Annotated in this window: 21 protein-coding genes; 8 read left to right on the forward strand and 13 right to left on the reverse strand. The window is 71.8% G+C overall.

All coding sequences use genetic code 11. From position 1 onward, the window contains the following. Positions 1 to 191 precede the first annotated feature (191 nt). Positions 192 to 1,139, reverse strand: coding sequence for a GlxA family transcriptional regulator (locus ASC56_RS10555; protein ID WP_055490991.1), 948 nt, complete (start codon positions 1,137 to 1,139; stop codon positions 192 to 194). Between the two features lie 71 nt (positions 1,140 to 1,210). On the opposite strand from ASC56_RS10555, the gene ASC56_RS10560 reads away from it, so the two are divergent. Next, positions 1,211 to 2,158: an NADP-dependent oxidoreductase gene (locus tag ASC56_RS10560; RefSeq protein ID WP_055491094.1), complete on the forward strand. Its 948-nt coding sequence runs from the start codon at positions 1,211 to 1,213 to the stop codon at positions 2,156 to 2,158. A 140-nt stretch (positions 2,159 to 2,298) separates the two neighbouring features. Continuing rightward, the gene (locus ASC56_RS10565; RefSeq protein ID WP_055490992.1) at positions 2,299 to 2,685 is read left to right on the forward strand and encodes an anti-sigma factor antagonist; all 387 of its coding nucleotides are present in this window, start codon (positions 2,299 to 2,301) and stop codon (positions 2,683 to 2,685) included. Positions 2,686 to 2,755: 70 nt separating this feature from the next. Here ASC56_RS10565 and ASC56_RS10570 read toward each other — a convergent pair whose 3' ends face one another. Beyond that, complete coding sequence (locus tag ASC56_RS10570; RefSeq protein ID WP_055490993.1) at positions 2,756 to 4,903, reverse strand: DUF1996 domain-containing protein; 2,148 nt, start codon at positions 4,901 to 4,903, stop codon at positions 2,756 to 2,758. Between the two features lie 226 nt (positions 4,904 to 5,129). Here ASC56_RS10570 and ASC56_RS10575 point away from each other — a divergent pair, with 226 nt between their 5' ends. Then, complete coding sequence (locus ASC56_RS10575; RefSeq protein ID WP_063784949.1) at positions 5,130 to 5,810, forward strand: DUF4230 domain-containing protein; 681 nt, start codon at positions 5,130 to 5,132, stop codon at positions 5,808 to 5,810. Positions 5,811 to 5,824: 14 nt separating this feature from the next. Here ASC56_RS10575 and ASC56_RS10580 read toward each other — a convergent pair whose 3' ends face one another. Genes ASC56_RS10580 through ASC56_RS10605 form a run of 6 tightly spaced genes read right to left on the reverse strand, consistent with a single transcriptional unit; the run spans position 5,825 to position 9,556 of the window. After that, a complete protein-coding gene (locus tag ASC56_RS10580) occupies positions 5,825 to 7,585 on the reverse strand; it encodes a complex I subunit 5 family protein (RefSeq protein ID WP_055490994.1) in 1,761 nt (586 codons plus the stop codon). Continuing rightward, positions 7,585 to 7,932, reverse strand: a complete 348-nt coding sequence (locus ASC56_RS10585) for a sodium:proton antiporter (RefSeq protein ID WP_055490995.1) — start codon at positions 7,930 to 7,932, stop codon at positions 7,585 to 7,587. The genes ASC56_RS10580 and ASC56_RS10585 overlap by 1 nt, the downstream gene beginning before the upstream one ends. Next, positions 7,929 to 8,672: an MnhB domain-containing protein gene (locus ASC56_RS10590; RefSeq protein WP_055490996.1), complete on the reverse strand. Its 744-nt coding sequence runs from the start codon at positions 8,670 to 8,672 to the stop codon at positions 7,929 to 7,931. Before ASC56_RS10590 ends, ASC56_RS10585 begins: the two co-directional genes overlap by 4 nt. Next, entirely contained in the window at positions 8,669 to 8,932 is a 264-nt protein-coding gene (locus ASC56_RS10595; protein WP_055490997.1) for a DUF4040 domain-containing protein, read from the reverse strand. Before ASC56_RS10595 ends, ASC56_RS10590 begins: the two co-directional genes overlap by 4 nt. Next, positions 8,925 to 9,377, reverse strand: coding sequence for a monovalent cation/H+ antiporter complex subunit F (locus tag ASC56_RS10600; protein ID WP_055490998.1), 453 nt, complete (start codon positions 9,375 to 9,377; stop codon positions 8,925 to 8,927). Before ASC56_RS10600 ends, ASC56_RS10595 begins: the two co-directional genes overlap by 8 nt. Further along, complete coding sequence (locus tag ASC56_RS10605) at positions 9,374 to 9,556, reverse strand: hypothetical protein (protein WP_055490999.1); 183 nt, start codon at positions 9,554 to 9,556, stop codon at positions 9,374 to 9,376. The genes ASC56_RS10600 and ASC56_RS10605 overlap by 4 nt, the downstream gene beginning before the upstream one ends. Before the next feature lie 260 nt (positions 9,557 to 9,816). On the opposite strand from ASC56_RS10605, the gene ASC56_RS10610 reads away from it, so the two are divergent. Next, entirely contained in the window at positions 9,817 to 10,413 is a 597-nt protein-coding gene (locus tag ASC56_RS10610) for a VanZ family protein (protein WP_055491000.1), read from the forward strand. Positions 10,414 to 10,618: 205 nt separating this feature from the next. Continuing rightward, positions 10,619 to 11,857, forward strand: a complete 1,239-nt coding sequence (locus ASC56_RS10615) for a ricin-type beta-trefoil lectin domain protein (RefSeq protein WP_055491001.1) — start codon at positions 10,619 to 10,621, stop codon at positions 11,855 to 11,857. A gap of 128 nt (positions 11,858 to 11,985) precedes the next feature. Here the strand turns inward: ASC56_RS10615 and ASC56_RS10620 are convergent, their stop codons facing one another. Next, on the reverse strand, positions 11,986 to 12,231 hold the full coding sequence (locus ASC56_RS10620; protein ID WP_055491002.1) for a hypothetical protein: 246 nt from the start codon (positions 12,229 to 12,231) through the stop codon (positions 11,986 to 11,988). A gap of 191 nt (positions 12,232 to 12,422) precedes the next feature. Here ASC56_RS10620 and ASC56_RS10625 point away from each other — a divergent pair, with 191 nt between their 5' ends. The 3 genes from ASC56_RS10625 to ASC56_RS10635 all read left to right on the forward strand — a co-directional run bounded on the left by ASC56_RS10625 (position 12,423) and on the right by ASC56_RS10635 (position 15,517). Beyond that, positions 12,423 to 13,484, forward strand: coding sequence for a PHP domain-containing protein (locus ASC56_RS10625; protein WP_055491003.1), 1,062 nt, complete (start codon positions 12,423 to 12,425; stop codon positions 13,482 to 13,484). 14 nt (positions 13,485 to 13,498) lie between these two features. Next, positions 13,499 to 14,161 (forward strand): HAD family hydrolase, encoded by a 663-nt coding sequence (locus tag ASC56_RS10630; protein ID WP_055491004.1) that lies wholly within the window; start codon positions 13,499 to 13,501, stop codon positions 14,159 to 14,161. Between the two features lie 387 nt (positions 14,162 to 14,548). Then, the gene (locus ASC56_RS10635) at positions 14,549 to 15,517 is read left to right on the forward strand and encodes an SDR family NAD(P)-dependent oxidoreductase (protein WP_055491005.1); all 969 of its coding nucleotides are present in this window, start codon (positions 14,549 to 14,551) and stop codon (positions 15,515 to 15,517) included. A gap of 63 nt (positions 15,518 to 15,580) precedes the next feature. Here ASC56_RS10635 and nrfD read toward each other — a convergent pair whose 3' ends face one another. From nrfD to ASC56_RS10655, 4 genes are read right to left on the reverse strand one after another with little or no spacing between them, the layout of a single operon-like run. After that, positions 15,581 to 16,525, reverse strand: a complete 945-nt coding sequence (gene nrfD / locus ASC56_RS10640; protein WP_234376915.1) for an NrfD/PsrC family molybdoenzyme membrane anchor subunit — start codon at positions 16,523 to 16,525, stop codon at positions 15,581 to 15,583. Next, positions 16,522 to 17,370 (reverse strand): 4Fe-4S dicluster domain-containing protein, encoded by an 849-nt coding sequence (locus ASC56_RS10645; RefSeq protein ID WP_055491006.1) that lies wholly within the window; start codon positions 17,368 to 17,370, stop codon positions 16,522 to 16,524. The genes nrfD and ASC56_RS10645 overlap by 4 nt, the downstream gene beginning before the upstream one ends. After that, on the reverse strand, positions 17,367 to 20,612 hold the full coding sequence (fdh, locus tag ASC56_RS10650; protein ID WP_055491007.1) for a formate dehydrogenase: 3,246 nt from the start codon (positions 20,610 to 20,612) through the stop codon (positions 17,367 to 17,369). The genes ASC56_RS10645 and fdh overlap by 4 nt, the downstream gene beginning before the upstream one ends. A 17-nt stretch (positions 20,613 to 20,629) precedes the next feature. Then, positions 20,630 to 20,854 (reverse strand): hypothetical protein, encoded by a 225-nt coding sequence (locus ASC56_RS10655; RefSeq protein ID WP_055491008.1) that lies wholly within the window; start codon positions 20,852 to 20,854, stop codon positions 20,630 to 20,632. Positions 20,855 to 21,191 lie beyond the last annotated feature (337 nt).

Raw genomic sequence — 21,191 nt, forward strand, 5'->3', positions numbered from 1 at the left:
GCAGCGCAGCCCCGGGGAGCAGGCCGCGCAACAGCGACGCGCCGCTGGTCGGCCGTCCGCGGTGGCCGCCGCCGTCGCGAACGTGCTCGCGGACCGGCCGCACCGTCTCATCGACGCCACCGCGCAGGAGATCGCCGACCACTCCTGGCAGTTGCTGGTCGCACCGCACCGCAGCCGGCGATCCGCACGCGTCAGCGGGCCGCCTGGAACGTGCGCCGGTACACCTGCGGCGACACGCCGATCGCGGCGTGCAGATGCTGCCGCAGCGAGGCTCCGGTGGCGAAGCCGACCTCGCCCGCGATCTGGTCCACCGGCAGATCGGTGGACTCCAGCAGATGGCGGGCGCGGGCGACGCGTTGCTGAATGAGCCAACGGCCCGGGCTCATCCCCACCTCCTCGTTGAAGCGGCGGGCGAAGGTACGCATGCTCATCCGGGCATGACCCGCGAGGTCGGCCAGCGCGAGCGGCTCGCCCAGGCGTTCCAGCGCCCACTGGCGGGTGGTGGCCGTGCTGCTGGCCGTGGACTCGGGCACGGGCTGTTCGATGTACTGGGCCTGGCCGCCGTCGCGCCACGGGGGCACCACACAGCGCCGGGCCACCTTGTTGGCCAGCTGGCTGCCGTGGTCCTTGCGCAGGATGTGCAGACAGACGTCGACCCCGGAGGCGGCGCCGGCCGAGGTGAGGACCTGGCCGTCGTCGACGTAGAGCACGTCCGGGTCCAGGGCGACCTGCGGGAACATGAGCCTGAACAGGTCGGCGAGTTGCCAGTGCGTGGTCGCCCTCCGGCCGTCGAGGAACCCGGCCGCCGCGAGGACGAAGGCGCCGGTGCATATGGAGACGAGGCGCGCGCCCGGGCGGATGTGCGCGAGCGCGGCGGTGACGTCCCCGGGCAGCGCGGCGGTGACGCGGTCGGGCGAGATCGATGTGATCACCACGGTGTCCGCCGTGGCCAGGGCCTCCGGTCCGTGCTCGACGGCGATCGTGAAGTCCGCGCTGGTGCGCACCGGCCGACCGTCGACCGAGCAGGTCAGCACCTCGTACCGGCCGTCGGCGGCGCCGAGGATCCGGCTGGGGATGCCCAACTCGAAGGGGATGACGCCGTCGAGCGCCAGGACCGCGACCCGTTCCGCCTGCTGCATGGCACGATCTTATCGAAGGTTGGCAATCGTGCCATTTCCCTGTGCGGACGGCCCCGGCAGGCTGGTCCACCATGAACACTGTGCAGACGATGCGCGCCATCAGTCAGGACGTCCTCGGCGGTCCCGAGGTTCTCAAGGTGGTAGAGGTGGAGCGCCCCGCTCCCCGGCCGAACGAGGTACTGGTCCGGGTGCGCGCCGCCGGGGTCAACCCGACCGACTGGAAGCACCGCGCCACCGGGGGCTTCCTCGGCAAGCCCCCCTTCGTCCTGGGCTGGGACGTCTCCGGCGTGGTCGAGGCGACGGGGATCGGCGTCGCCCTCTTCAAGCCCGGCGACGAGGTCTTCGGCATGCTCCCCTACCCGTTCGGCCACGGCTCGCACGCCCAGTACGTCACCGCCCCGGCCCGCGCCCTCACGCACAAGCCGGCGATCGACCACACACAGGCGGGCGCACTGCCGCTGGTCTCGCTGACCGCCTGGCAGGCGCTGGTGGAGACGGCGGACCTGCAGCCGGGGCAGCGGGTGCTGATCCATGCGGCCGCCGGCGGGGTCGGGCACGTGGCCGTGCAGATCGCCAAGGCGCGCGGCGCGTATGTGATCGGCACGGCGAGCGCGGGCAAGCACGACTTCCTGCGCGGGCTGGGCGCGGACGAGTTGATCGACTACCGGGAGACCGACTTCGCCGAGGCGGTGCGGGACGTCGACGTCGTCCTGGACACGATCGGCGGCGACTACGTCCAGCGCTCCCTGCGGACCCTGCGCAGGGGCGGAATCCTGGTCACGATCCTGCCCCGGGGGTCGAAGGAACTGCCCCTGGAGGCGGAGAAGCTCGGAGTGCGCGCGACGGAGATGCTCGTCGACGCCGACCACTACGGCATGAAGGCGATCGCGGAGCTCGTCGAGGCGGGCAAGCTGCACGCCGCGATCGCCGGAACGTTCCCGCTCACCGAGGCCGCCAAGGCACATGAGCTCGGCGAGACCGGCCGGACCACGGGCAAGCTGGTCCTGATCGTGGACTGACGGCCACTGGAGGCAGACTCAGCAGATTCACAGGCCGACTCGCCCGTATTTCGAAGACATATGTCAATCGAACATGCTCAAATTCAGTCTATCGGGGGCTAACTTGCGGGGCTCGTAAGGGCGTTGGAGGCGATGTCGACGTGCAGCACGACCCTGCACCGCTCACCCGGCATCTGCGCATTCATCGGTACCGCGGTCACCTGGTGCTCGAGTTCCACGGTGAGATCGATGTCGTCGCCGCCTTCGAGATCACGCCCTTCCTGGACTCCGCGACCAGCCGCCCGGCCCCGCGGATCGTCCTCGACCTGGGCCCGGTCGAGTTCTTCGACTGCTCCGGGCTGCGTCTGCTGTACCGGGCCAGGCGCCGTGTCCTCGCGCGGGGCGGCACGCTGCACCTGGTCTGCACCCATGGGCTCACGCTGCGCATCCTGCGGATCACCGGGCTGGCGGAGCTGCTGCCGCCGTCGGCGTCCCTGGACGAAGCCCTCGGCCGGTCGGAGGCCGCCGGGTCCCTGGAGACCAGCTGATCCGTGAAGGCGACCGTACCCGCCGTGCGGGTACGGTCGCCTTCGCCTGTGCCGCCCGAGGGGCGGTGTGTCACATGGATCTGCGTCCGATGCGACGCAGGAGCACCAGGCCCATGATCACGAGAACCGCCCCGGCCGCCGCGGGCCACAGCTGCGCGCCCGTCTCGGCCAAGCCACCCCTGACCGCCTGCGGTTCCGTCTGCGGCGCGGCCTGCGGCACGGTCGAGCCGGCGCCCGCGCCCGCGGGAGAGCTCGGCCCGGCGCCCGCCGCTTCGCCGGCCTGGCCGACGGCCGGGGAACTCGGTGGCGCGGTGGCCGCGTCACCGAGGACCGCCGAGGGTGACGCGTAGACCCTCGGAGCGGCACCGCCATGGTTGCCTGCAGAACCTCCGCCCGGTGCCGCGGTGCCGGGCGCGCCGGCCGTCGCGGTGCCCGGCGTACCGGCCGCTGCCGAGGGCTGCGCACCTGCCGGAGGCTGCGTACTGGCCGAGGGCTGCGCACTGGCCGGGGGCTGCTCACTGGCCGGGGGCTGCGCACTGGCCGGGGGCTGCGCACCGGCGGAGGGCTGCTCACTGACCGGGGGCTGCGTCGTCTGCTGTCCGCCGCCGGTGCCGGGGGCGGAGCCCGCGTTGCCGCCCGAGCCGGTGCCCGGGTCGGCGGACGGTGACGCCGTGTTCTGCGGCTGCCCACCGGCGTTGGCGCCGCCGCACTGCCGGCCGCTGTTGATGCAGTCGACCACCTGGGTCATCAGTCCATCGGTCATGACGTTGATGAAGTCGTCGTGGTCGGTGATCGGCTTGTGCAGCTGCTCCGGGAAGCCGTCCACCGCGTAGGCGTTCTTCACCTGGCCGTTCTGGATGACCGGCTGCGGCACGTCGTACACCAGACGCATCGTCAGCTGCGGGATCGCCTTGAAGCCGTTCTGGCAGTTGCCGCCCGCGTCGGCGAAGGCGACGTGCGTACGGTGGTTGGCGCTGTCGATGTTCTGGCCGTCCCAGCAGCTCTGGAACGCGAACGTCCGCACCACCTGGCTGCCCTGCGGGCAGATCGGGTACCTGTCCGTCAGCTGGCGGTCCTCGAACCCGGTGCAGCTCCAGTGCGCGTTGGCGTTCTTGGGGCCGTTGGTGAAGGCCTTGGCGTCACCGGTGATGATGCGCAGGAACCGCGGCATCGCCACGACCTTGGCCGTCGGGCTGCCGACGAACTTGATCTCGGCCTGCTTGGCCACCAGGATCCGGCCGACGTTGCCCTCCTTGCCACCGCCGTCCGCGTTCTGGTCGAAGTCCTGCGTGCCGTCCTGCACGCGCACCACCGGCCAGTAGTACGACGACTGGTCGCCCTGGTTCTCGCAGCTCGTTCGGGCCGCCGCGAAGGTGTCGTTGGTGGCGAAGGCGTCGTTCGACTGGTTGCCGACGTAGTCGTGCAGATGGTGCGCGCCGTTCTTCACACCGGGCGCCACGATCACGTTGTCGGTGTTGTGGTTGCCGTTCGCGTTCACACCGCACTTGGTCTCGAACGCCCCGGTCGAGGCGTTGGCCCCCGCAGCGGGCTTCTGGGCGTTCGGCTGCACGGCCGTGATGTCCACGAAGTCCGAGGCGACGGGGCCGCCGGCGGCCTGACCGCCGTTGCCCTGCTGCTGGCCGCCGTTGCCCTGCGGCAGGCCGCCGTTGTTGTTCTGGCCGCCGTTGTTGCCCGGCCGGCCGTTGGCGTTCTGGCCGCCGGTGGTCTGCGACTGGTCGGCGGCCATTCCGGTACAGGCGGCCTGACCGTCGATCGCGCTGGGTGCGGTGGATCCCACCCGCTGGTAGTCGGTCTTGATCCGGTCGATCACCGCGGTCCGCTTGTCCTTGAGCGGCCCGAGGATCGCGTTCTGGACGTAGTTGGCGTCGTTCGCCTGGGCCTGACGCGTGGAGGTCAGCCGGGCGTACGCCTCGGTGATCTGCTGGTCGAGCAGGGCGAGTTCCTTGTCGACGTCCGTCTTCGCCCGCTTCGGCACCGCCGTGAGCCGGCTGCCGACGTCCGGGCAGTCGATGGTCACGGTCCCCGCTGTCAGGACCTGGTCGCCGCTCTGGCTCGACTGTGGCCCGCCGCCCCAGCCTTCGGATGCCGAAGCGTAGACGTTCGCCGCTACCAGCCCCCCTCCGCCCAATATCAGCGCGACTGCTCCGAAGGTCGCGCGCCGTGCGCCGGTAGGGCGTCTGCGCGTGTTGCGTCTCAAGGAGTACTCCTACACGTCATGGCCGGGCTGGCACGAAAATCCCCCTCTCTGTACGGAGACGGGCCTGCCGGTGTTCAAACCCCCCACCGATTCACAGCAATCCCACATGCGAGCTCATGTACGAGCTCATGTGCGAGGCGGTGCCTCCGCCCCATCGAGATGCCAGCGTCGCGTTCCCTCAAGGCCGTCGGCGGGCATCCGAGGTGGAGAAGGGAGGACTGTCGACATGACGACGTCCACGAAGCAGGCGTCCGAATCGGCGCCCGTGAAGAGGCCGATGCCCGGCTGGATCAAAGCGGTCATCGCCCTCGTCGCGGTGCTCGCGCTGCTGTTCGCCGGGTTGCGGCTGAGTGTGCTGCCGGGGCTGCGCGACCTGTTCGGCACGGACACGTACGACCGGTCGGGGCCCGCGCTCCTGAAGTCCGTTCAGGACATGAGCCGTTACGAGGCCGCCTCCGGCAACTTCCAGGTCGTCGTGGACCTGGAGAAGGACTCCAGGTTCCTGCCGTCGGCGATCCGCGGCACCCGCACGCTGTATGTCGGCGCGGGCACCGTGGACGCGTACGTCGACCTCGGCAAGGTCGGTGAGAAGGACGTGACGGTCAACGGCGACCGGACGTCCGCCACGCTCCGGCTGCCTCACGCGGCGCTGGGCAAACCGGCGCTCGACCCCGATCACTCGTACGCCGTCTCCAAGCAGCGGGGACTGCTGGACCGTATCGGCGATCTCTTCTCGGACAACCCCAACAGCGAACGGGCCGTGCAGCAACTGGCGGTCCAGCACATCGGCGACGCGGCGAAACAGAGCGGACTCACCTCCCGCGCCGAGACGAACACCACCAGCATGCTCGACGGACTGCTGAAGTCCCTCGGCTTCAAGGAGGTGCACGTGTCCTATGGCTCCTGAGAGCGGTTCGGCGCTCAGCCGCCGAGGATCCCCGGCAGGACGAGCGCCCCGAGCAGGGCCGCGCCCGCGAGCACCCAGGCCACGTAGTCCCCGATGTGCCCGGACTGCAGACGGCGCAGCGACAGCACCCACGGTCGTTCACCGAGCGGTCGCGGGCGGGTGACGGCGAGCGCGGCCAGTGCGACCGCCAGGGCCGTGGAGATCAGCCCCAGCAGGACACCGGCCGCGGTCCAGTGGGGCGAGGCGGCCGCCCCGCCGGAGCCGGCCGCGTTCACCGAGTGCGCCACGACCTCGGACAAGCCCGGGACCACACCTACCGCGAGCGACGTCGCGAGCAGCAGAGCCGGCACGGTCGTCATGGTGTCCGGGATCCGGCTGAGGCGGTGCCGGGTCTCCGGCTCCTCGCCGGTGCCCTTGGTCTCGTAGGAGGATCCGACCCGTGGCTGGGGCCCGAGCCCGTAGAAGACGCGTGCGGCGACCCGCAGCACCGCGCCGCCCGTCACCGCGGACACGACGACGTACACCGCGGTCAGCGGGCCGCCCACCGCCTCCTCGATGACCGCCTTGCCCAGGGAGGTGCCGAACGGCGGCAGTCCGGCGAGCGCGAGTCCGCCGAGCACGAACATCACCGCGACCCCGCGCAGCGGCCGGGCGCGGCCGTGCAGCGCGGGCTCGTCGACCGAGCCGAACCGGTCGAGCAGGACGCCGGTACAGGCGAAGAGGGCGGCCTTCGCACCGGCGTGGCCGAGGATGTACAGGGCGACCCCGTCGTCCGCCTCGGGCGTGAGGGTGCCGATGCCGACGAGGAACAGCCCCATGTGGGCGACGGTGGAGTAGGCGAGCAGTCGTTTCACATGCCGCTGGTACCAGCACATCAGGGCGCCGACCGCGCCGGTCAGGACGCCGAGCACGACCAGCGCCCGCTCCAGGTCGGACGCTGGGATCCCGCCGGGTCCGGAGAAGACGGAGCCGTACACGCGCCAGACCCCGTACGCGCCGAGTTCGACCATGACCCCGGACAGCAGCATGCACACCGGGGTCGGTGCCACGGCGTGCGCGTCGGGCAGCCAGAAGTGGAAGGGCACGGCGGCGGCCTTGACCAGCAGTCCGGTCAGCACCAGGACGAAGGCGGCGACGGTCAGCGCGTCGGGCCGGCCGTGGGCGTCGAGCCCGCGTCCGATCTGGGTCATGGCGAGTTGCCCGGTGCGCGCGTAGAGCAGGCCGATGCCCATGAGCATGGCGTAGGCACCGAGGGAGTTGACGACACCGAAGGTCAGCGCGCCCTGTACGGACTTCGCCTCCTCGACGCGATGGCCGGTCAGGGCGTAGGCGACGGCGCCCATCAGTTCGAAGAAGACGAACGCGTCGAACAGGTCGCCGGTGATGGCGAACCCGCTCATGCCGCCCTGGAACAACAGCATGAGCGCGGGGAAGGAACCGGCGTGCCGGCGCGGCGGTACGTCGAAGTAACGCCAGGAGTACACGAGGGCGGCCAGGGTCAGCAGGGAGGCGAGGGCCGCCATGCCGAGGCCGGGACCGTTCCCGATGAGGACGATGCCGACGCTCTCGCCGTTCCGGGGCGTCCAGGCCCCGACCCATTCGATCAGCGGCGGCGAGGAGTTGAGGCACAGCCAGACCGCCAGGACCGCGGTTCCGGCCGAGACGGCGCACCCCACGCTCTCGGCGACGAGGCGCGACAGCCGGCGTCCGCCCGCGACCAGCAGGGCGGCGCCGAGCACGGGGGCCGCGACGAGCAGCGGCAGCAGGTGGTTCATCAGCCGCGCAGCTCCCGTAGCTCGTCCGGGTCGACGGTGCCGTGACGTTTGGAGATCTGCATGACGAGGGCGAGCAGCAGTGCGGTGACGGTGGCGCCGACGACGACATCGGTGAGGGTGAGGGCCTGCACGATCGGGTCCACGACCGGCCGGGAGCCGGGTTTGATGTCGGAGTACACGGGCGCGGTGCCGCCGTCGCGGTAGCCGACGGCGAGCAGCAGGACGTAGGTGCTGGACTGGCAGACGGCCAGGCAGCCGACCGCGTGAATCAGATTGCGGCTGGTCGCGAGGCCGTAGCAGCCGGTGAGGAAGATCCAGACGGACACGAGGTACGGCACTACGGTCATGGGTTGCCGTTCTCCTCCTCGATCTCGACGGCCTGGTCCAGGAAGCGCGCCAGCAGGACGACGACCGCGCAGGCGACCTCCATGCCGATCGCCGCGTTGAGCAGCGGGACGGTGCCGCCCGACGACAGGGTGTTGAAGGTGCCGTACGGAAGCAGGGTGTTGGCCAGGAACGCCGTGCCCACGAGGACGCCCGCCAGGCCCGTGACCAGGTACGCGGAGGCGGCGAGCGCGTCGCAGATCTCGTACAGGTCGACGGGCCGGATGCGTTCCAGGGCGTGGTAGTCGGCGCCGAGGTACAGCAGGTGCAGGGCTGTCGCGGCGACGACTCCGCCCTGGAAGCCGCCCCCAGGGCTGAGCTGGCCGTGGGCGATGACGTACAGGCCGGTGACGACGGCGACGGGCAGGACGACGAGCGCGTAGCGGCGCACGGGCGGCGCCACCTGCTCCGGCTGCGGCTGCGCGCGCTTCTCGTCGCGGGTCTGGCGGAGCAGGACGACGGTTCCGAGGACCGACGCGAAGAGGATGCTCATCTCGCCGAGGGTGTCGAAGGCGCGCTGGTCGAAGTTGACGGAGGCGATGGTGTTGGCTGTCCGGCGGGCCAGGGAGGCCTGGACGGCCCGGTCGCCGTACGGGTGCCAGTGGCCGCCGAAGGCGGGCAGGTCGAGGCACGCGGCGACGAGCAGGGCGGCGAGGCCCGCGCCGCCGGCGGCCAGGACGATCAGTCGTAGGCGGCGGGTCACCGCGCCTTCCCCTGCCCGTCCTTCTGCCTCCGTCTGACCTTGCGCACCGAGAGCAGCACCAGGAGCGGGGTCAGGGCGGTGCCGACGGCGAGTTGGGAGAGTCCGACGTCGGGGGCCTGCGCCACCGTGAACAGCAGGGCGAGGGCGACGCCGAGCACGGACAGGACGAGGGCCTGGCGGACGGGGTCGCGGACGGTGACGGCCGCGGTCGCGGAGGCGGCGACCAGCAGCAGGACGACGACGATGAGCGGGTCATCCACGGCGGCTCTCCGCGAATCCGCCGGACAGGGCCCGGGAGGCGATGAGGTTGCCACCGATCAGCAGCGCCCCGATCACCAACAGCTTGACCATCGCCCGGCCGGGCCCGGTGGCGGTGCACAGCACCAGGACGACCACGGCTCCGTATCCCGCGACGGCGAAGGTGACTCCCCAGGAGTGCGGCGGGTCGTCGGCCAGGTCGTCGGCGAGCAGCCGGGCGAAGACGAGGGTGCCGACGGGGCCGAGGAGGGCGAGGACGAGGGCGAGGTCCACGTACGCCGGGCGCCCGTAGCCCTGGGCGAGCAGAAGCAGTCCGGGGCAGGCGAGCGCGCTGGACAGGTTCTGGGCGACGACCCGGCGGCGCAGCGGCCCGGTGGTGACACCCCACACCGCCGCGCCGACGCCTGCGCCGAGTGCGATCGTGGCCGTCAGCGTCCAGCCGTTCACCGGTCCCCCACCGCCCGTCGTGCGCCCCAGGCGGCGATGGCCCCGACGAGTGCGGCGGACGTCCCCACCACCCACTCCAGGGTGTCGACGGTGCTGATGAGGACGAGCCAGAGCAGGGTCAGGGCGCCCCACCAGACGAGGACTTCGAGCGCGCCCGTCAGGGCCGTCCGCGCGTCCATGCACCACCTCCGTCCACCGCCGCGTCTGAAACGTCCTGGAACATCCGGTATGCCATCCAAGCACCGCACCGGCCCGGCGGAATGGCGGCGCGCGAGCGGCTGCTGCCCCAGTGCCCCGCGCACGGGAACGGAAACCGCTCACGGCGCAGCTCAACCTCACAGGGGTGGGCGCTTCATCAGGTCCCTCCCGGTCCGGCATCACTGCCTTCGTCGCGGGTAACAGCCATTACCCGGAGGGACATTGAAGCCAGGAGGACGGCATGGCCGGTTCAGCGCTCCGCGCACGCACGGCGCTCCGCGCACGCACCGCGAAGCTCCGCGCGCGCACCGCGAAGCTCCCCGCGCGCACCGCGAAGTCCGGTCGCCGCCGGACCCGCGCGGCCGCGTCGGAGCGACGGCCGCTTCCGCTCCCTCTCCGGCTGCTGGTCATGGCGTTCGCCTTCGCGGCCATGGTGGCGTTCGCGGTGGTCCTGGCCCGGTTGACGCTGGAACCGTCACCCGCGTCCCGGGCGCTGGTGCACAGCAATCTGCACCCGGGCAGTTCCCTGCGGGCCTATCTGAACCATTCCGTGACGCGGGACGCCGTCAAGCAGATCGGCGGGAACCTCATGCTCGGCGTGCCGTTCGGGATCCTCCTGCCGGTGCTGGCGCCCCGGGCCCGGAGCATCGTGCACGTGGTTCTCGTCACCGCGATCGTGATGCTGCTGGTCGAGCTGACCCAGGGCGCGCTCATCACCGGACGCGCGTTCGACATCGACGACGTCATCCTCAACACGACCGGCGCGCTCCTCGGTCATCTTCTCCTCGGACGGCGGCTCGGGCGGGCCGTACATGCGCGCAGGCCCGGCACAACCTGATCCCGGCGGGCCCGCACGGGCTCGCACGCATGCCCAAGTACTGGTCCGTACCAAGCTCTTGACGTTCCCTTACTTCACCCCTTGAATCAAGAAGCGAATCAACTCCCCACGGACCCTGCCGGCGCAGTCGGCGTGCTCGGCCGCGCCCGCACCCCCCACCTCAGTCGGCGGCCCGTGCCCGGGCGGCCGTACGGAAGGGAGCGTCATGCACCCCCCGCGCCTGCTCCGCAGATGTCTGCTCGCCGCGCTCTCCGCGGTGCTCGCCGTGTCGGCCTTCACCGGTCCGGCGCACGCGGCACCCCGGGCGGCGGACGCCACCGTCTTCTCCGACACCTTCGACGGCCCCGCCGGTGCTGCCGTCGACTCCTCCAAGTGGCAGATCGAGACCGGCGACAACGTCAACAACCATGAGCGGCAGTACTACACGCCCGGCAACAGGAACGCGGCACTGGACGGCCAGGGCCATCTGGTGATCACGGCCCGCCGTGAGAACCCGGCGGGCTACCAGTGCTGGTACGGCACCTGCCAGTACACCTCGGCCCGGCTGAACACGGCGGGGAAGTTCACGGCACAGTACGGCCATGTCGAGGCCCGGATGAAGATACCCCGCGGGCAGGGCATGTGGCCGGCCTTCTGGATGCTCGGCAACGACATCGGACAGGTCGGCTGGCCGAACAGCGGTGAGATCGATGTGATGGAGAACGTCGGCTTCGAGCCCTCGACCGTCCACGGCACCATCCACGGGCCCGGCTACTCGGGCTCCGGGGGCATCGGCGCCGCGTACTCGCTGCCGAACGGGCAGGCATTCGCGGACGCGTTCCACACCTTCGCGGTCGACTGGGCGCCCGACTCGATCACCTGGTCCGTGGACGGCACGGTCTACCAGCGGCGCACCCCGGCCGATCTGGGCGGCAGGACCTGGGTGTTCAACAAGCCGTTCTTCCTGATCCTCAACCTCGCAGTCGGCGGCTACTGGCCCGGCGACCCCGACGGCTCCACCGTGTTCCCGCAGCAACTCGTGGTCGACTCGGTCACGGTGACGACCAGCGACAGCCCCGGCGGCACCGGCGTCCCGATCACCGGTCTCGCGGGCAAGTGCGTGGACGTGGCGGCGGCGAACTCCGCCAACGGCACCCCGGTCCAGCTCTACGACTGCAACGGCACAGCCGCCCAGCAGTGGACGGTGGCCCCGGACGGCACGCTGCGGGCGCTCGGCAAGTGCCTGGACGTGGTCGGCAATGGCACGGCGGACGGCTCCAAGGTCCAGTTGTGGGACTGCACCGGCGGCGCCAACCAGAAGTGGACGGTCACCGCCGCCCACGACATCGTCAACCCTCAGGCCAACAAGTGCCTGGACGTGACGGACAACAACTCCGCCAACGGCACCCGGCTCCAGATCTGGTCCTGCTCCGGTGGCGCCAACCAGAAGTGGACGGTCGGCTGACCGACCGGCCACGGCCGACAGTGATCAGCTCCGTCCGCCCGCGGCCCAGGCGCGGGCGGACGGAGTCGTCAGCAGCTCATGGACCAGGTGTGGCGCCCCGGGGCACACATTCCTCGGCCGGGAACCGGCTAGTGGCGGCGGTGGAGCGTCCAGGTCAGCTTGTCGCCGCCGACCCAGCGGACCACCTCCGGGTCGTCGAGGTCGTGGACCGGGATGCCGGCTTCCGCGGCGACCGCCAGCACGTCGGTGAGCGACCTCGCCTCGCCGACCATCTGGCCGTCGACCTCCACGATCCGGAAGGGCGGGTTGCCCGGCTGGACCCCGAGCACCAGGATGCGCGGATGGCAGATGTGGGGGCTCGCGATTTCGGTCATGAATCGAGGGTAGAGCGCCTCGCGGAGGAGAGCGCCCCGGGCGGCCGGCGCGGGGCGGACACTGACCGGAGCGGCCCCGCGGACGCCCGGTGACCTGCGCCGTCGCGGGCCTCCGGCCGGGTGGGGGCATCAGCCCCCGTCCGCCGTGCGAGCCGCACGCCCCTGGGCAAGGCTGGGGGAAGGAGGTGCCGATGGATCCCGTCGCAGCCCTGGACCGGATCGCGTTCCTGCTGGAGCGGGCCGGGGCCCCCACCTATCGCGTACGGGCCTTTCGCACCGCTGCCTCCGTGCTGGCCTCTCTGCCCGCGGGTGAGATCGCCGAGCGTGCGGCCGCCGGGACGCTGGAGTCGCTCAAGGGCGTCGGCCCGAAGACGGCCCAGGTGGTGCGGGAGGCACTGGCCGGACGGGTCCCCGGCTATCTGGAGAAGCTGGAGCAGGAGGGGCAGGCTCCGACGGCGCGGGGCGGCGAACGGCTGCGGGCGCTGCTGCGCGGTGACTGCCATCTGCACTCCGACTGGTCCGACGGCGGCAGCCCGATCGAGGAGATGGGCAGGACGGCGGCACGGCTCGGACACGAGTGGGCGGCGCTCACCGACCACTCCCCCAGGCTCACCGTGGCCCGCGGACTGTCCGCCGAACGCCTGCGCGAGCAGCTGGAGGTGGTGGCCGCGCTGAACGCGCGGTGGGCGCCGTTCCGCCTGCTCACCGGCATCGAGTGCGACATCCTCGACGACGGGTCGCTGGACCAGGAGCCGGAGCTCCTCGACCAGCTCGATGTCGTGGTGGTCTCGGTGCACTCCAAGCTGCGCATGGACGCCCGGTCGATGACCCGCCGCATGATCGCCGCCGTGCGCAATCCGCTGGCCGACGTGCTCGGCCACTGCACGGGACGGCTGGTCACCGGGCGCGGTCGCCCTCCGTCGGAGTTCGACGCGGACGCGGTGTTCGCGGCGTGTGCCGAGTCCGGTACGGCCGTGGAGATCAACAGCCGGCCCGAGCGGCTGGACCCGCCGCGCCGGCTGCTGCGGCAGGCGGTCGAGGCGGGGGTGCTGTTCTCGATCGACACCGACGCGCACGCCCCCGGCCAGCTGGACTGGCAGATCAACGGCTGTGCCCGGGCCGAGGAGTGTGAGGTGCCCGCCGAACGCGTGGTCACCACCTGGACCGCGGACGAGCTGCTGGCCTGGACCCGTGAGCGGGCGGTGCCCGGGCGTGTGGCGGGCACGTCACGTGGTACCCGATCCCGAACGTGAGGAGAGGACCGGTCATGGGACGGGCGGCGGTGTTCGACGTGGACGGCACCCTCGTCGACACCAATCATCTGCATGTCACGACATGGTGGGAGGCCTTCCGGCAGGCGGGTCACCAGGTGCCGATGCACGCCATCCACCGTTCGGTGGGGCTGGGCTCCGAGGATCTGATCGCTCACCTTCTGGGCGGCCGGGACCGGGACGAGGTCGACCAGCTCATCGCCGCGCACACGGCCCTCTACGGGACGTTCTTCGAACGCCTGCCGCCGCTCAAGGACGCCGGACGGCTGCTGCGTCGGCTCGACCACGACGGCTGGAACGTCGTGCTCGCCACGTCGGCGAGCGGGCGCGAGCTGTCGGCGCTGCGCCAGGCGATCGGGGCGGACGACGCCATCGCGGCGACGGCGAGCGCGGACGACGTGGAAGCCGGCAAGCCGGCGCCCGAGCCCGTGGAACACGCCCTGGATCTGGTCGGCGTGCCGCCGGAGTCGGCGGTGTTCGTGGGCGACACGGTGTGGGACATGCGGTCGGGCACCCGGGCCGGGGTGACGTGCGTCGGTCTGCTGTCCGGTGGCATTCCGAGGGCCGATCTGCTGGAGGCCGGAGCCCGCGCCATCTACCGCGATCCCGCGCATCTGCTGGCGATGCTGGCGGACAGCCCGCTGGCGCCCGACACCTAGGGCCGCCCCGCACGCAGGGCCGCCCCGGCACCCAGGACCCGGTCCGCCCCCACCCCTGGGACCCGGTCGGCGAGGACACACGGCGCTGGTGGCGTAGATCACATCGAGACCCCCGGTTTTCCGGAACACTGACCGGTAGTTTCTCGTTGAACAAGCCGTGGGTGCGGACGGGACAGTGTCCCCGGGCCTCATCTCTTGCCCACAGGGACGATCGTTCGGCTGAAGCCCTGTGGAGCCTTTCGCCGAGAGGCGACCGCCGTGCGCACCCACCACAGACCGCCCCGACCGTGATTCCCCCGTCGCGGTCGGGGCTCTTCTCTGCCCCGACCGCGATACGCGGGGGCGGCTGCTTGACTTCGAGTGCGCTCCAGTTCGTAGCGTCGCCGCATGAGCACTGCACAGCACAAGATCGGGTCCGGCTTCGGCGCCAGGAGCACAGCGGACGACGTACTCGAGGGGATCGACCTCTCCGGCAAGCTCGCGATCGTGACGGGCGGCTACTCCGGGCTCGGCCTGGAGACGACGCGTGCGCTCACCAGGGCGGGCGCCCGGGTCGTCGTACCGGCGCGGCGCCGGGCCGTCGCCGAGGAGGCGCTGGCGGGCCTCGACCGGGTGGAGGTGGACGAACTCGACCTCGGGGACCTGGACAGCGTGCGCGCCTTCGCCGACCGGTTCCTCGCCTCCGGCCGCACCGTCGACATCGTGATCGCCAACGCCGCGATCATGGCCAGCCCGGAGACCCGGGTCGGGCCCGGCTGGGAGGCCCAGTTCGCCACCAACCACCTGGGGCACTTCGCGCTCGTCAACCGGCTGTGGCCCGCCATCGAGCCCGGCGGGGCCCGGGTCGTGTCCGTGTCGTCCGCCGGTCACCACCGCTCCGGGATCCGCTGGGACGACCTGCACTGGAGGCAGGGGTACGACAAGTGGGAGGCGTACGGGCAGGCGAAGACCGCGAACGTCCTGTTCGCCGTGCACCTCGACCGGCTCGGCAAGGAGCACGGCGTCCGAGCGTTCTCCCTGCACCCGGGCGGGATCCTCACGCCGCTGCAGCGTCATCTCGCCAAGGAGGAGATGATCGAGCGCGGCTGGATCGACGAGACCGGCGCACTGGTGGACCCCGATGCGTTCAAGACGCCCGAGCAGGGCGCGGCCACGCAGGTCTGGGCCGCGACCTCGCCCCAGCTCGCGGACCTGGGCGGGGTGTACTGCGAGGACTGCGACATCGCGGAACCGGCGCCCGCGGACGGTGGGCGCGGCGGTGTCAAGGACTGGGCGATCGACCCGGAGCAGGCCGCGCGCCTGTGGGAGGCCTCGGCCGAGTTGACGGGCGTCGACGCGTTCGCGTCCCGCGCCTAGGCGCCGGCGGGGCGCCGCCCGAACCGGTCCCCCGGCTGCCGGCGCCCCTTCCGGTGCCCGCCGCTACCTCACGGCCCGCTCCCGCTGTGGCACCACCGTGTACCGCGGGTCCTCCGCCGACGCGATGCCCGCCGCGAAGACCCCGAAGCGAGTGCAGACCGAACCCGCGAGCAGGGCGAGACCCGAGGCGACGGCCGCGCCACGACGGTGGCCGAGGACGGCCGCGCCCGCGGCGCCGGTGAGGGTCAGCGTCCGGGCCGTGCGCAACAGGGTGCCCGCCCGTCCTTCCCGCCAGGTCTCGGCCACCATCCCGAGGCGCCGCTCGGCGGCCGTCGAGAGGGCCGTGTCGGCGAGCGCGGCCAGTCCGGCCGCCCAGCGGGCCGGGCCGTTCTCGCCCGGAGGGCCGACGACCAGGGCCATGCCCGCAGCGGCGGCGGTCGCGGAGGCCGCGAACAGATGGGGCAGCTCACGGTGGGCGCCGTGCCAGGCGGGTACGGCCGTGTCCGCGGCGAGCACGCCCGTGTACGAGGCGACGGCCGGGCCGAGCAGTGCGGCGGTCCCGGTGCCCAGAGCGCCGATCCGCGGCAGCCGCCCGGTGACGGCGCTCGCCGCGGCCGCACCCGCAGCCGGCCCGTACGCCGACAGCAGCCACGAGCCGACACTCATCGGCGAGGTCGGCTTGATCACCCGGAGCATGTTCGCGAACCGGGCCGGGCGGCCCAGGTCGTGGATGAGGGCGGCGGCCGACAGCGACACGGCGGCGAGCGAGGAGACCTTCATCGCGGTCGCCGTGCGCGGACGGCCCGTGACGTGGGCGGCCGCCGCGAACACCGAGCCCGCGCCGGCGAGCCCGCCGAGGAAGAAGTACCCGGCGATGTCCCGGGACGCCCACGACGGCGCCTTGATGACGGGCCGCCCGTAGTACGAGCCGAACTCGGCCTTCGGAACCATGGGCCGGTCCCCGCGCCGCCCCCTGACCTTCGGTGTCGAGCTCTCGGCGCTGGTCATCGCCGCCCCCTTCCGGCCACCGCGAACGACAGCGCGACACCGCCGAGCAACGAGAGGGCGGCGGCGCCCGCGTGCTTCCACATCGTGGGCAGGTCGCGGGTGGTGACGACCGGATCCGGGGGCAGCCCGTACACCTCGGGCTCGTCGAGGAGGAGGAAGAACGCGCCGTCGCCGCCGACCCCGTCGTCCGGGTCGTGGCCGTACAGCCGCGCGTCGGTGACCCCGGCCTCGTGCAGCTGGTCGACGCGCAGCGCGGCCCGCTCGCGCAGTTCGTCCAGCGGACCGAACTGGATGGACTCCGTGGGGCACGCCTTCGCGCAGGCCGGTTCCAGGCCGGTGCCGAGCCGGTCGTAGCACATGGTGCACTTGAACGCCCGCCCGTCGGCCGGGCGTTGCTCGATCACGCCGTACGGGCAGGCCGGCACGCAGTAGCCGCAGCCGTTGCAGATGTCCTCCTGCACGACCACCGTGCCGAACTCGGTGCGGAAGAGCGAGCCCGTCGGGCAGACGTCGAGGCACGCCGCGTGGGTGCAGTGCTTGCACACGTCGGAGGACATCAGCCAGCGCATCCCGCCGCCGTCCACCGCCGTCTCCTGGGCCGTCGACTGCCCCTCCACCAGCGGGAGTCGGGTGCGCCCCTCCGGCGTGGGCTGCTCGATGAACGCCACGTGCCGCCACGTGGAGGCGCCCAGCGCCTGCGTGTTGTCGTACGACATCCCGGTCAGCGAGAGCCCGTCCTCCGGGATCGCGTTCCACTCCTTGCAGGCGACCTCGCACGCCTTGCAGCCGATGCAGACGGAGGTGTCGGTGAAGAAGCCGACCCGTTCCACCTGTTCCTCGCTCATGCCCTCGTCTCCGTCCCGGTCCTCTCGGTGATCCCGGCCCGCCTGCGGTACTCGGCGACCAGCTTCGGCAGCTCCGGTCCGCGTGGCCTGCGGCCGGGCCGGATGTCGGCGGTGAGCGCCTTGTCCTCCTGGATGTGGCCGTTGGGGTCGAGCGCGACGGCCACCAGTTCGTTGGCGGCGTCGCCGGTGGAGACGCCGTTGGGGCCCCAGTGGAACGGCAGTCCGATCTGGTGGACCGTGCGTCCCTGCACCGTCAGGGGCCGGATCCGCTCGGTCACCAGCACCCGCGCCTCGACGGCGCCCCGCGCGGTGACGATCGTGGCCCAGTCGCCGTGCTCCAGTCCGCGCTCATGGGCGAGGGCGGGCGAGACCTCGCAGAAGAACTCCGGCTGCAGCTCGGACAGATACTCCGACCAGCGGCTCATGCCGCCCGCCGTGAAGTGCTCGGTCAGCCGGTGCGTGGTGACGACGTACGGGAACACGTCGGCGCCCTTCTCGTCGCCGCTCGGGTGGTAGCGGTTGCCCTCGCGGGACAGCAGCTGCCGTACGGGGTTGCGTGGGGCCCGTGGATACAGGGCGTTCGGGAACGGGGAGTCCTGCGGCTCGTAGTGCGTGGGCAGCGGGCCGTCCTCCAGGCCCGCTGGTGTGAACAGCCAGCCCTTGCCGTCGGCCTGCATGATGAACGGGTCGTCGCCGCGCAGCGCGTCGGGTCCGGTCGCGTCGTCCTCGGGTATGTGGTCCGGGGCGCGGTCCGGTATGAAGTCGGGGACGTCGTGGCCGGTCCACCTCCGCGCGTCCGGATCCCACCAGACGTACTTCTTGCGCTCGCTCCAGGGGGTGCCGTCGGGGGCGGCGGAGGCGCGGTTGTAGAGGATGCGGCGGTTGGCCGGCCAGGCCCAGGCCCATTCGGGAGCCACCCAGTCCTGTTCGGTGTGCGGCTTCCTGCGGGCGGCCTGGTTGACGCCGTCCGCGTACACCCCGCAGTAGATCCAGCAGCCGCACTTCGTGGATCCGTCGGCCTTCAGTTCGGTGTACGCGCTCAGCGGGCCGCCGTCCGGGCCGTGGCCGTTGATCTCGGCGAGCACGGCGTCCGCGACGGGTTCCCGCAGCGGTCCGTCGACCGGGTAGTCCCATGTCAGGTCGAGGATCGGCCGGTCCATGGGGTCGGTGGACCCGGCGAGCCTCTCCTTGACGCGGCGGCCCAGGTGGTACATGAACCACAGGTCACTGCGTGCGTCGCCCTGGGGTTCGACGGCCTGGTAGTGCCACTGCACCCAGCGGTTGGTGTTGGTGAAGGAGCCGGACTTCTCCGTGTGCGCGGCGGCGGGGAAGAAGAACACCTCGGTGCCGATGTCCTCCGTGCGCAGTTCGCCGCTCTCGATCTCCGGACCGTCCTTCCACCAGGTCGCGGACTCGATGAGGGAGAAGTCACGCACGACCAGCCAGTCGAGGTTGGCCATGCCGAGGCGCTGCAGCCGGGTGTTGGCGGATCCGACGGCGGGGTTCTCGCCCATCAGGAAGTAGCCCTTGCAGACGCCGTCGAGCTGGGCCATCACCGTGTCGTACGTCGAGTGCGAGCCGGTCAGCCGTGGGAGGTGGTCGAAGCAGAAGTCGTTGTCGGGGGTGGCCGCGTCGCCGTAGTACGCCTTCAGGAGGCTGACGAGGTAGGCGCGCATGTTCGCCCAGAAGCCCTTCTCGGTGCGGCTGGTGGCGACGAAGTGGTCGAGGCTCATGTCGGCGTGGGCGTGCGGCATCGGGATGTAGCCGGGCAGCAGGTTGAAGAGGGTGGGGATGTCGCTGGAGCCCTGGATGGAGGCGTGACCGCGCAGCGCCTGGATGCCGCCGCCGGGGCGGCCGATGTTGCCGAGCAGCAGTTGGAGGATGCTCGCGGCGCGGATGTACTGCGAGCCGGTGGAGTGCTGGGTCCAGCCGACCGCGTACACGAACGAACTCGTCCGCTCGGGCCCCGAGTTGGCGGTCAGCTCCGCGCACACCCGCAGGAAGGTCTCGCGCGGGACCCCGCAGATCTCCTCGACCGCCTCGGGGGTGTAGCGGGCGTAGTGGCGCTTGAGGATCTGGTAGACGCAGCGCGGGTGTTGCAGTGTCGGGTCGGTCGGGGCGCGGTGGCCGGTGCGGGCGCCGCCGGAGCCGTGGGCCTCGGGTCCGGCGGTGTGGTGGACCTGGTCGTCGTACTGTTCGTCGGCCTCGCCGGTGGGCTGCTGGACCTCGACGCCCTCGTACTGCCAGCTGTGCGGATCGTAGTGGCGCTTGTCCTCGTCGAGGCCGGAGAAGACGCCGTCGAGGTCCTCGGTGTCGCGGAAGTCCTCACCGACCAGGGTGGCCGCGTTCGTGTAGTTCAGGACGTACTCACGGAAGTCCTTCTCCTGGGTGAGCACGTAGTTGATGATCCCGCCGAGGAAGGCGATGTCGGTGCCCGCGCGGATCGGGACGTGCAGGTCGGCGAGCGCGCTGGTGCGGGTGAAGCGCGGGTCGATGTGGATGATGCGGGCGCCGCGCAGTTTGGCCTCCATCACCCACTGGAAGCCGACGGGGTGGCACTCGGCGTAGTTGGAGCCCTGGATGACGATGCAGTCGGAGTGCTGGAGGTCCTGCATGAAGGTGGTGGCGCCGCCCCGGCCGAAGGAGGTGCCGAGGCCGGCGACCGTGGAGCTGTGGCAGACCCGGGCCTGGTTCTCCACCTGGACCACGCCGAGGCCGGTCAGCAGCTTCTTGATGAGGTAGTTCTCCTCGTTGTCGAGGGTGGCGCCGCCGAGACTGGCGATGCCCATCGTGCGGGCCGTGCGGATGCCCTCCCGCTCCCATTCCCAGCTCTCCCGGCGGGTGCGGATCACGCGGTCGGCGACCATGTCCATCGCCGTCTCCAGGTCGAGGGGCTCCCAGTCGGTGCCGTACGGGCGCCGGTAGAGGACCTGGCGAACGCGGGCCGACCCGGTGGTGAGCTGAAGGGTCGCGGCGCCCTTGGGGCACAGGCGGCCACGGCTGACCGGCGAGCGCGGGTCGCCCTCGATCTGGACGACCCTCTCGTCCTTCACGTACACCTGCTGGCCGCAGCCGACCGCACAGTACGGACAGATGGAGGACACCACCCGTTCGGCGGTGTCCGTACGCGGTCGCAGCCGTTGCGTGTGCGGCGACTTCGCCGCCGCGCCGCGGCCCGTACGGTCGTCTCCGGTGAGCTGGCGAGCGACGGGCCAGCGGCGCAGCCGGTCTGCCAGGGACATGGGGCCTCCTGTGCGGGTCAGGCGGTGGACTCGTCCGGTACGGGGTGTTCGGGATGGACGGCGCCCGACTGCGGGGCACCCTGCCTGCCCGTGCCCGCCTCGTCGGTGTCGGGCACGTCGGCGTCGTCCTCTCCGGGACGGACGTCCCACGGGTCCTCGCCCTCATGGGCCTGCTGGTCCGGCATGTCCCGCGGAATCGGGTCGGCCTTCTCGCCGGGACCCTCGGGCTGTTGATCGGTCACGGCGGATACTCCGTTCTTCAAAGGCGGCGGGCCCGCCGGCGAGACGCGGGCCCCTTCGGGGCGAGGCGCGAGTACCGCGAGTCCCGTGGCCGAAACCCGGCGAATCCTCGGCCGACCGAGCAGGTCCCGCAACCTGGGCGCGTCGGACGGCGCGGCCCCGGAGTGGGACGCCGACGGCCACGACCGGCCAACGGGGAATGCCGGCGGGCACCACCGGCCAACGGGGAACCCCGGCGGGCACGGCCGACAACTGCGGTGCCCCGGACGGCGACTGGTCACACAGGCGCGTACCGCCCGCGCGATCGCGTAGCCCGCGACGGCGCGCGCCGGAATGCAC

This window comes from Streptomyces sp. TP-A0356 (assembly GCF_001417775.1).
Taxonomy (GTDB): domain Bacteria; phylum Actinomycetota; class Actinomycetes; order Streptomycetales; family Streptomycetaceae; genus Streptomyces.

Coding starts and splice junctions, on each gene's coding strand:
- ASC56_RS10555 (WP_055490991.1), bottom strand. CDS start 1,139: ATGCAGCAGGCGGAACGGGTCGCGGTCCTGGCGCTCGACGGCGTCATC.
- ASC56_RS10560 (WP_055491094.1), top strand. CDS start 1,211: ATGAACACTGTGCAGACGATGCGCGCCATCAGTCAGGACGTCCTCGGC.
- ASC56_RS10575 (WP_063784949.1), top strand. CDS start 5,130: ATGACGACGTCCACGAAGCAGGCGTCCGAATCGGCGCCCGTGAAGAGG.
- ASC56_RS10580 (WP_055490994.1), bottom strand. CDS start 7,585: ATGAACCACCTGCTGCCGCTGCTCGTCGCGGCCCCCGTGCTCGGCGCC.
- ASC56_RS10585 (WP_055490995.1), bottom strand. CDS start 7,932: ATGACCGTAGTGCCGTACCTCGTGTCCGTCTGGATCTTCCTCACCGGC.
- ASC56_RS10605 (WP_055490999.1), bottom strand. CDS start 9,556: ATGGACGCGCGGACGGCCCTGACGGGCGCGCTCGAAGTCCTCGTCTGG.
- ASC56_RS10610 (WP_055491000.1), top strand. CDS start 9,817: ATGGCCGGTTCAGCGCTCCGCGCACGCACGGCGCTCCGCGCACGCACC.
- ASC56_RS10615 (WP_055491001.1), top strand. CDS start 10,619: ATGCACCCCCCGCGCCTGCTCCGCAGATGTCTGCTCGCCGCGCTCTCC.
- ASC56_RS10620 (WP_055491002.1), bottom strand. CDS start 12,231: ATGACCGAAATCGCGAGCCCCCACATCTGCCATCCGCGCATCCTGGTG.
- ASC56_RS10625 (WP_055491003.1), top strand. CDS start 12,423: ATGGATCCCGTCGCAGCCCTGGACCGGATCGCGTTCCTGCTGGAGCGG.
- ASC56_RS10630 (WP_055491004.1), top strand. CDS start 13,499: ATGGGACGGGCGGCGGTGTTCGACGTGGACGGCACCCTCGTCGACACC.
- ASC56_RS10635 (WP_055491005.1), top strand. CDS start 14,549: ATGAGCACTGCACAGCACAAGATCGGGTCCGGCTTCGGCGCCAGGAGC.
- nrfD (WP_234376915.1), bottom strand. CDS start 16,525: ATGACCAGCGCCGAGAGCTCGACACCGAAGGTCAGGGGGCGGCGCGGG.
- ASC56_RS10645 (WP_055491006.1), bottom strand. CDS start 17,370: ATGAGCGAGGAACAGGTGGAACGGGTCGGCTTCTTCACCGACACCTCC.
- fdh (WP_055491007.1), bottom strand. CDS start 20,612: ATGTCCCTGGCAGACCGGCTGCGCCGCTGGCCCGTCGCTCGCCAGCTC.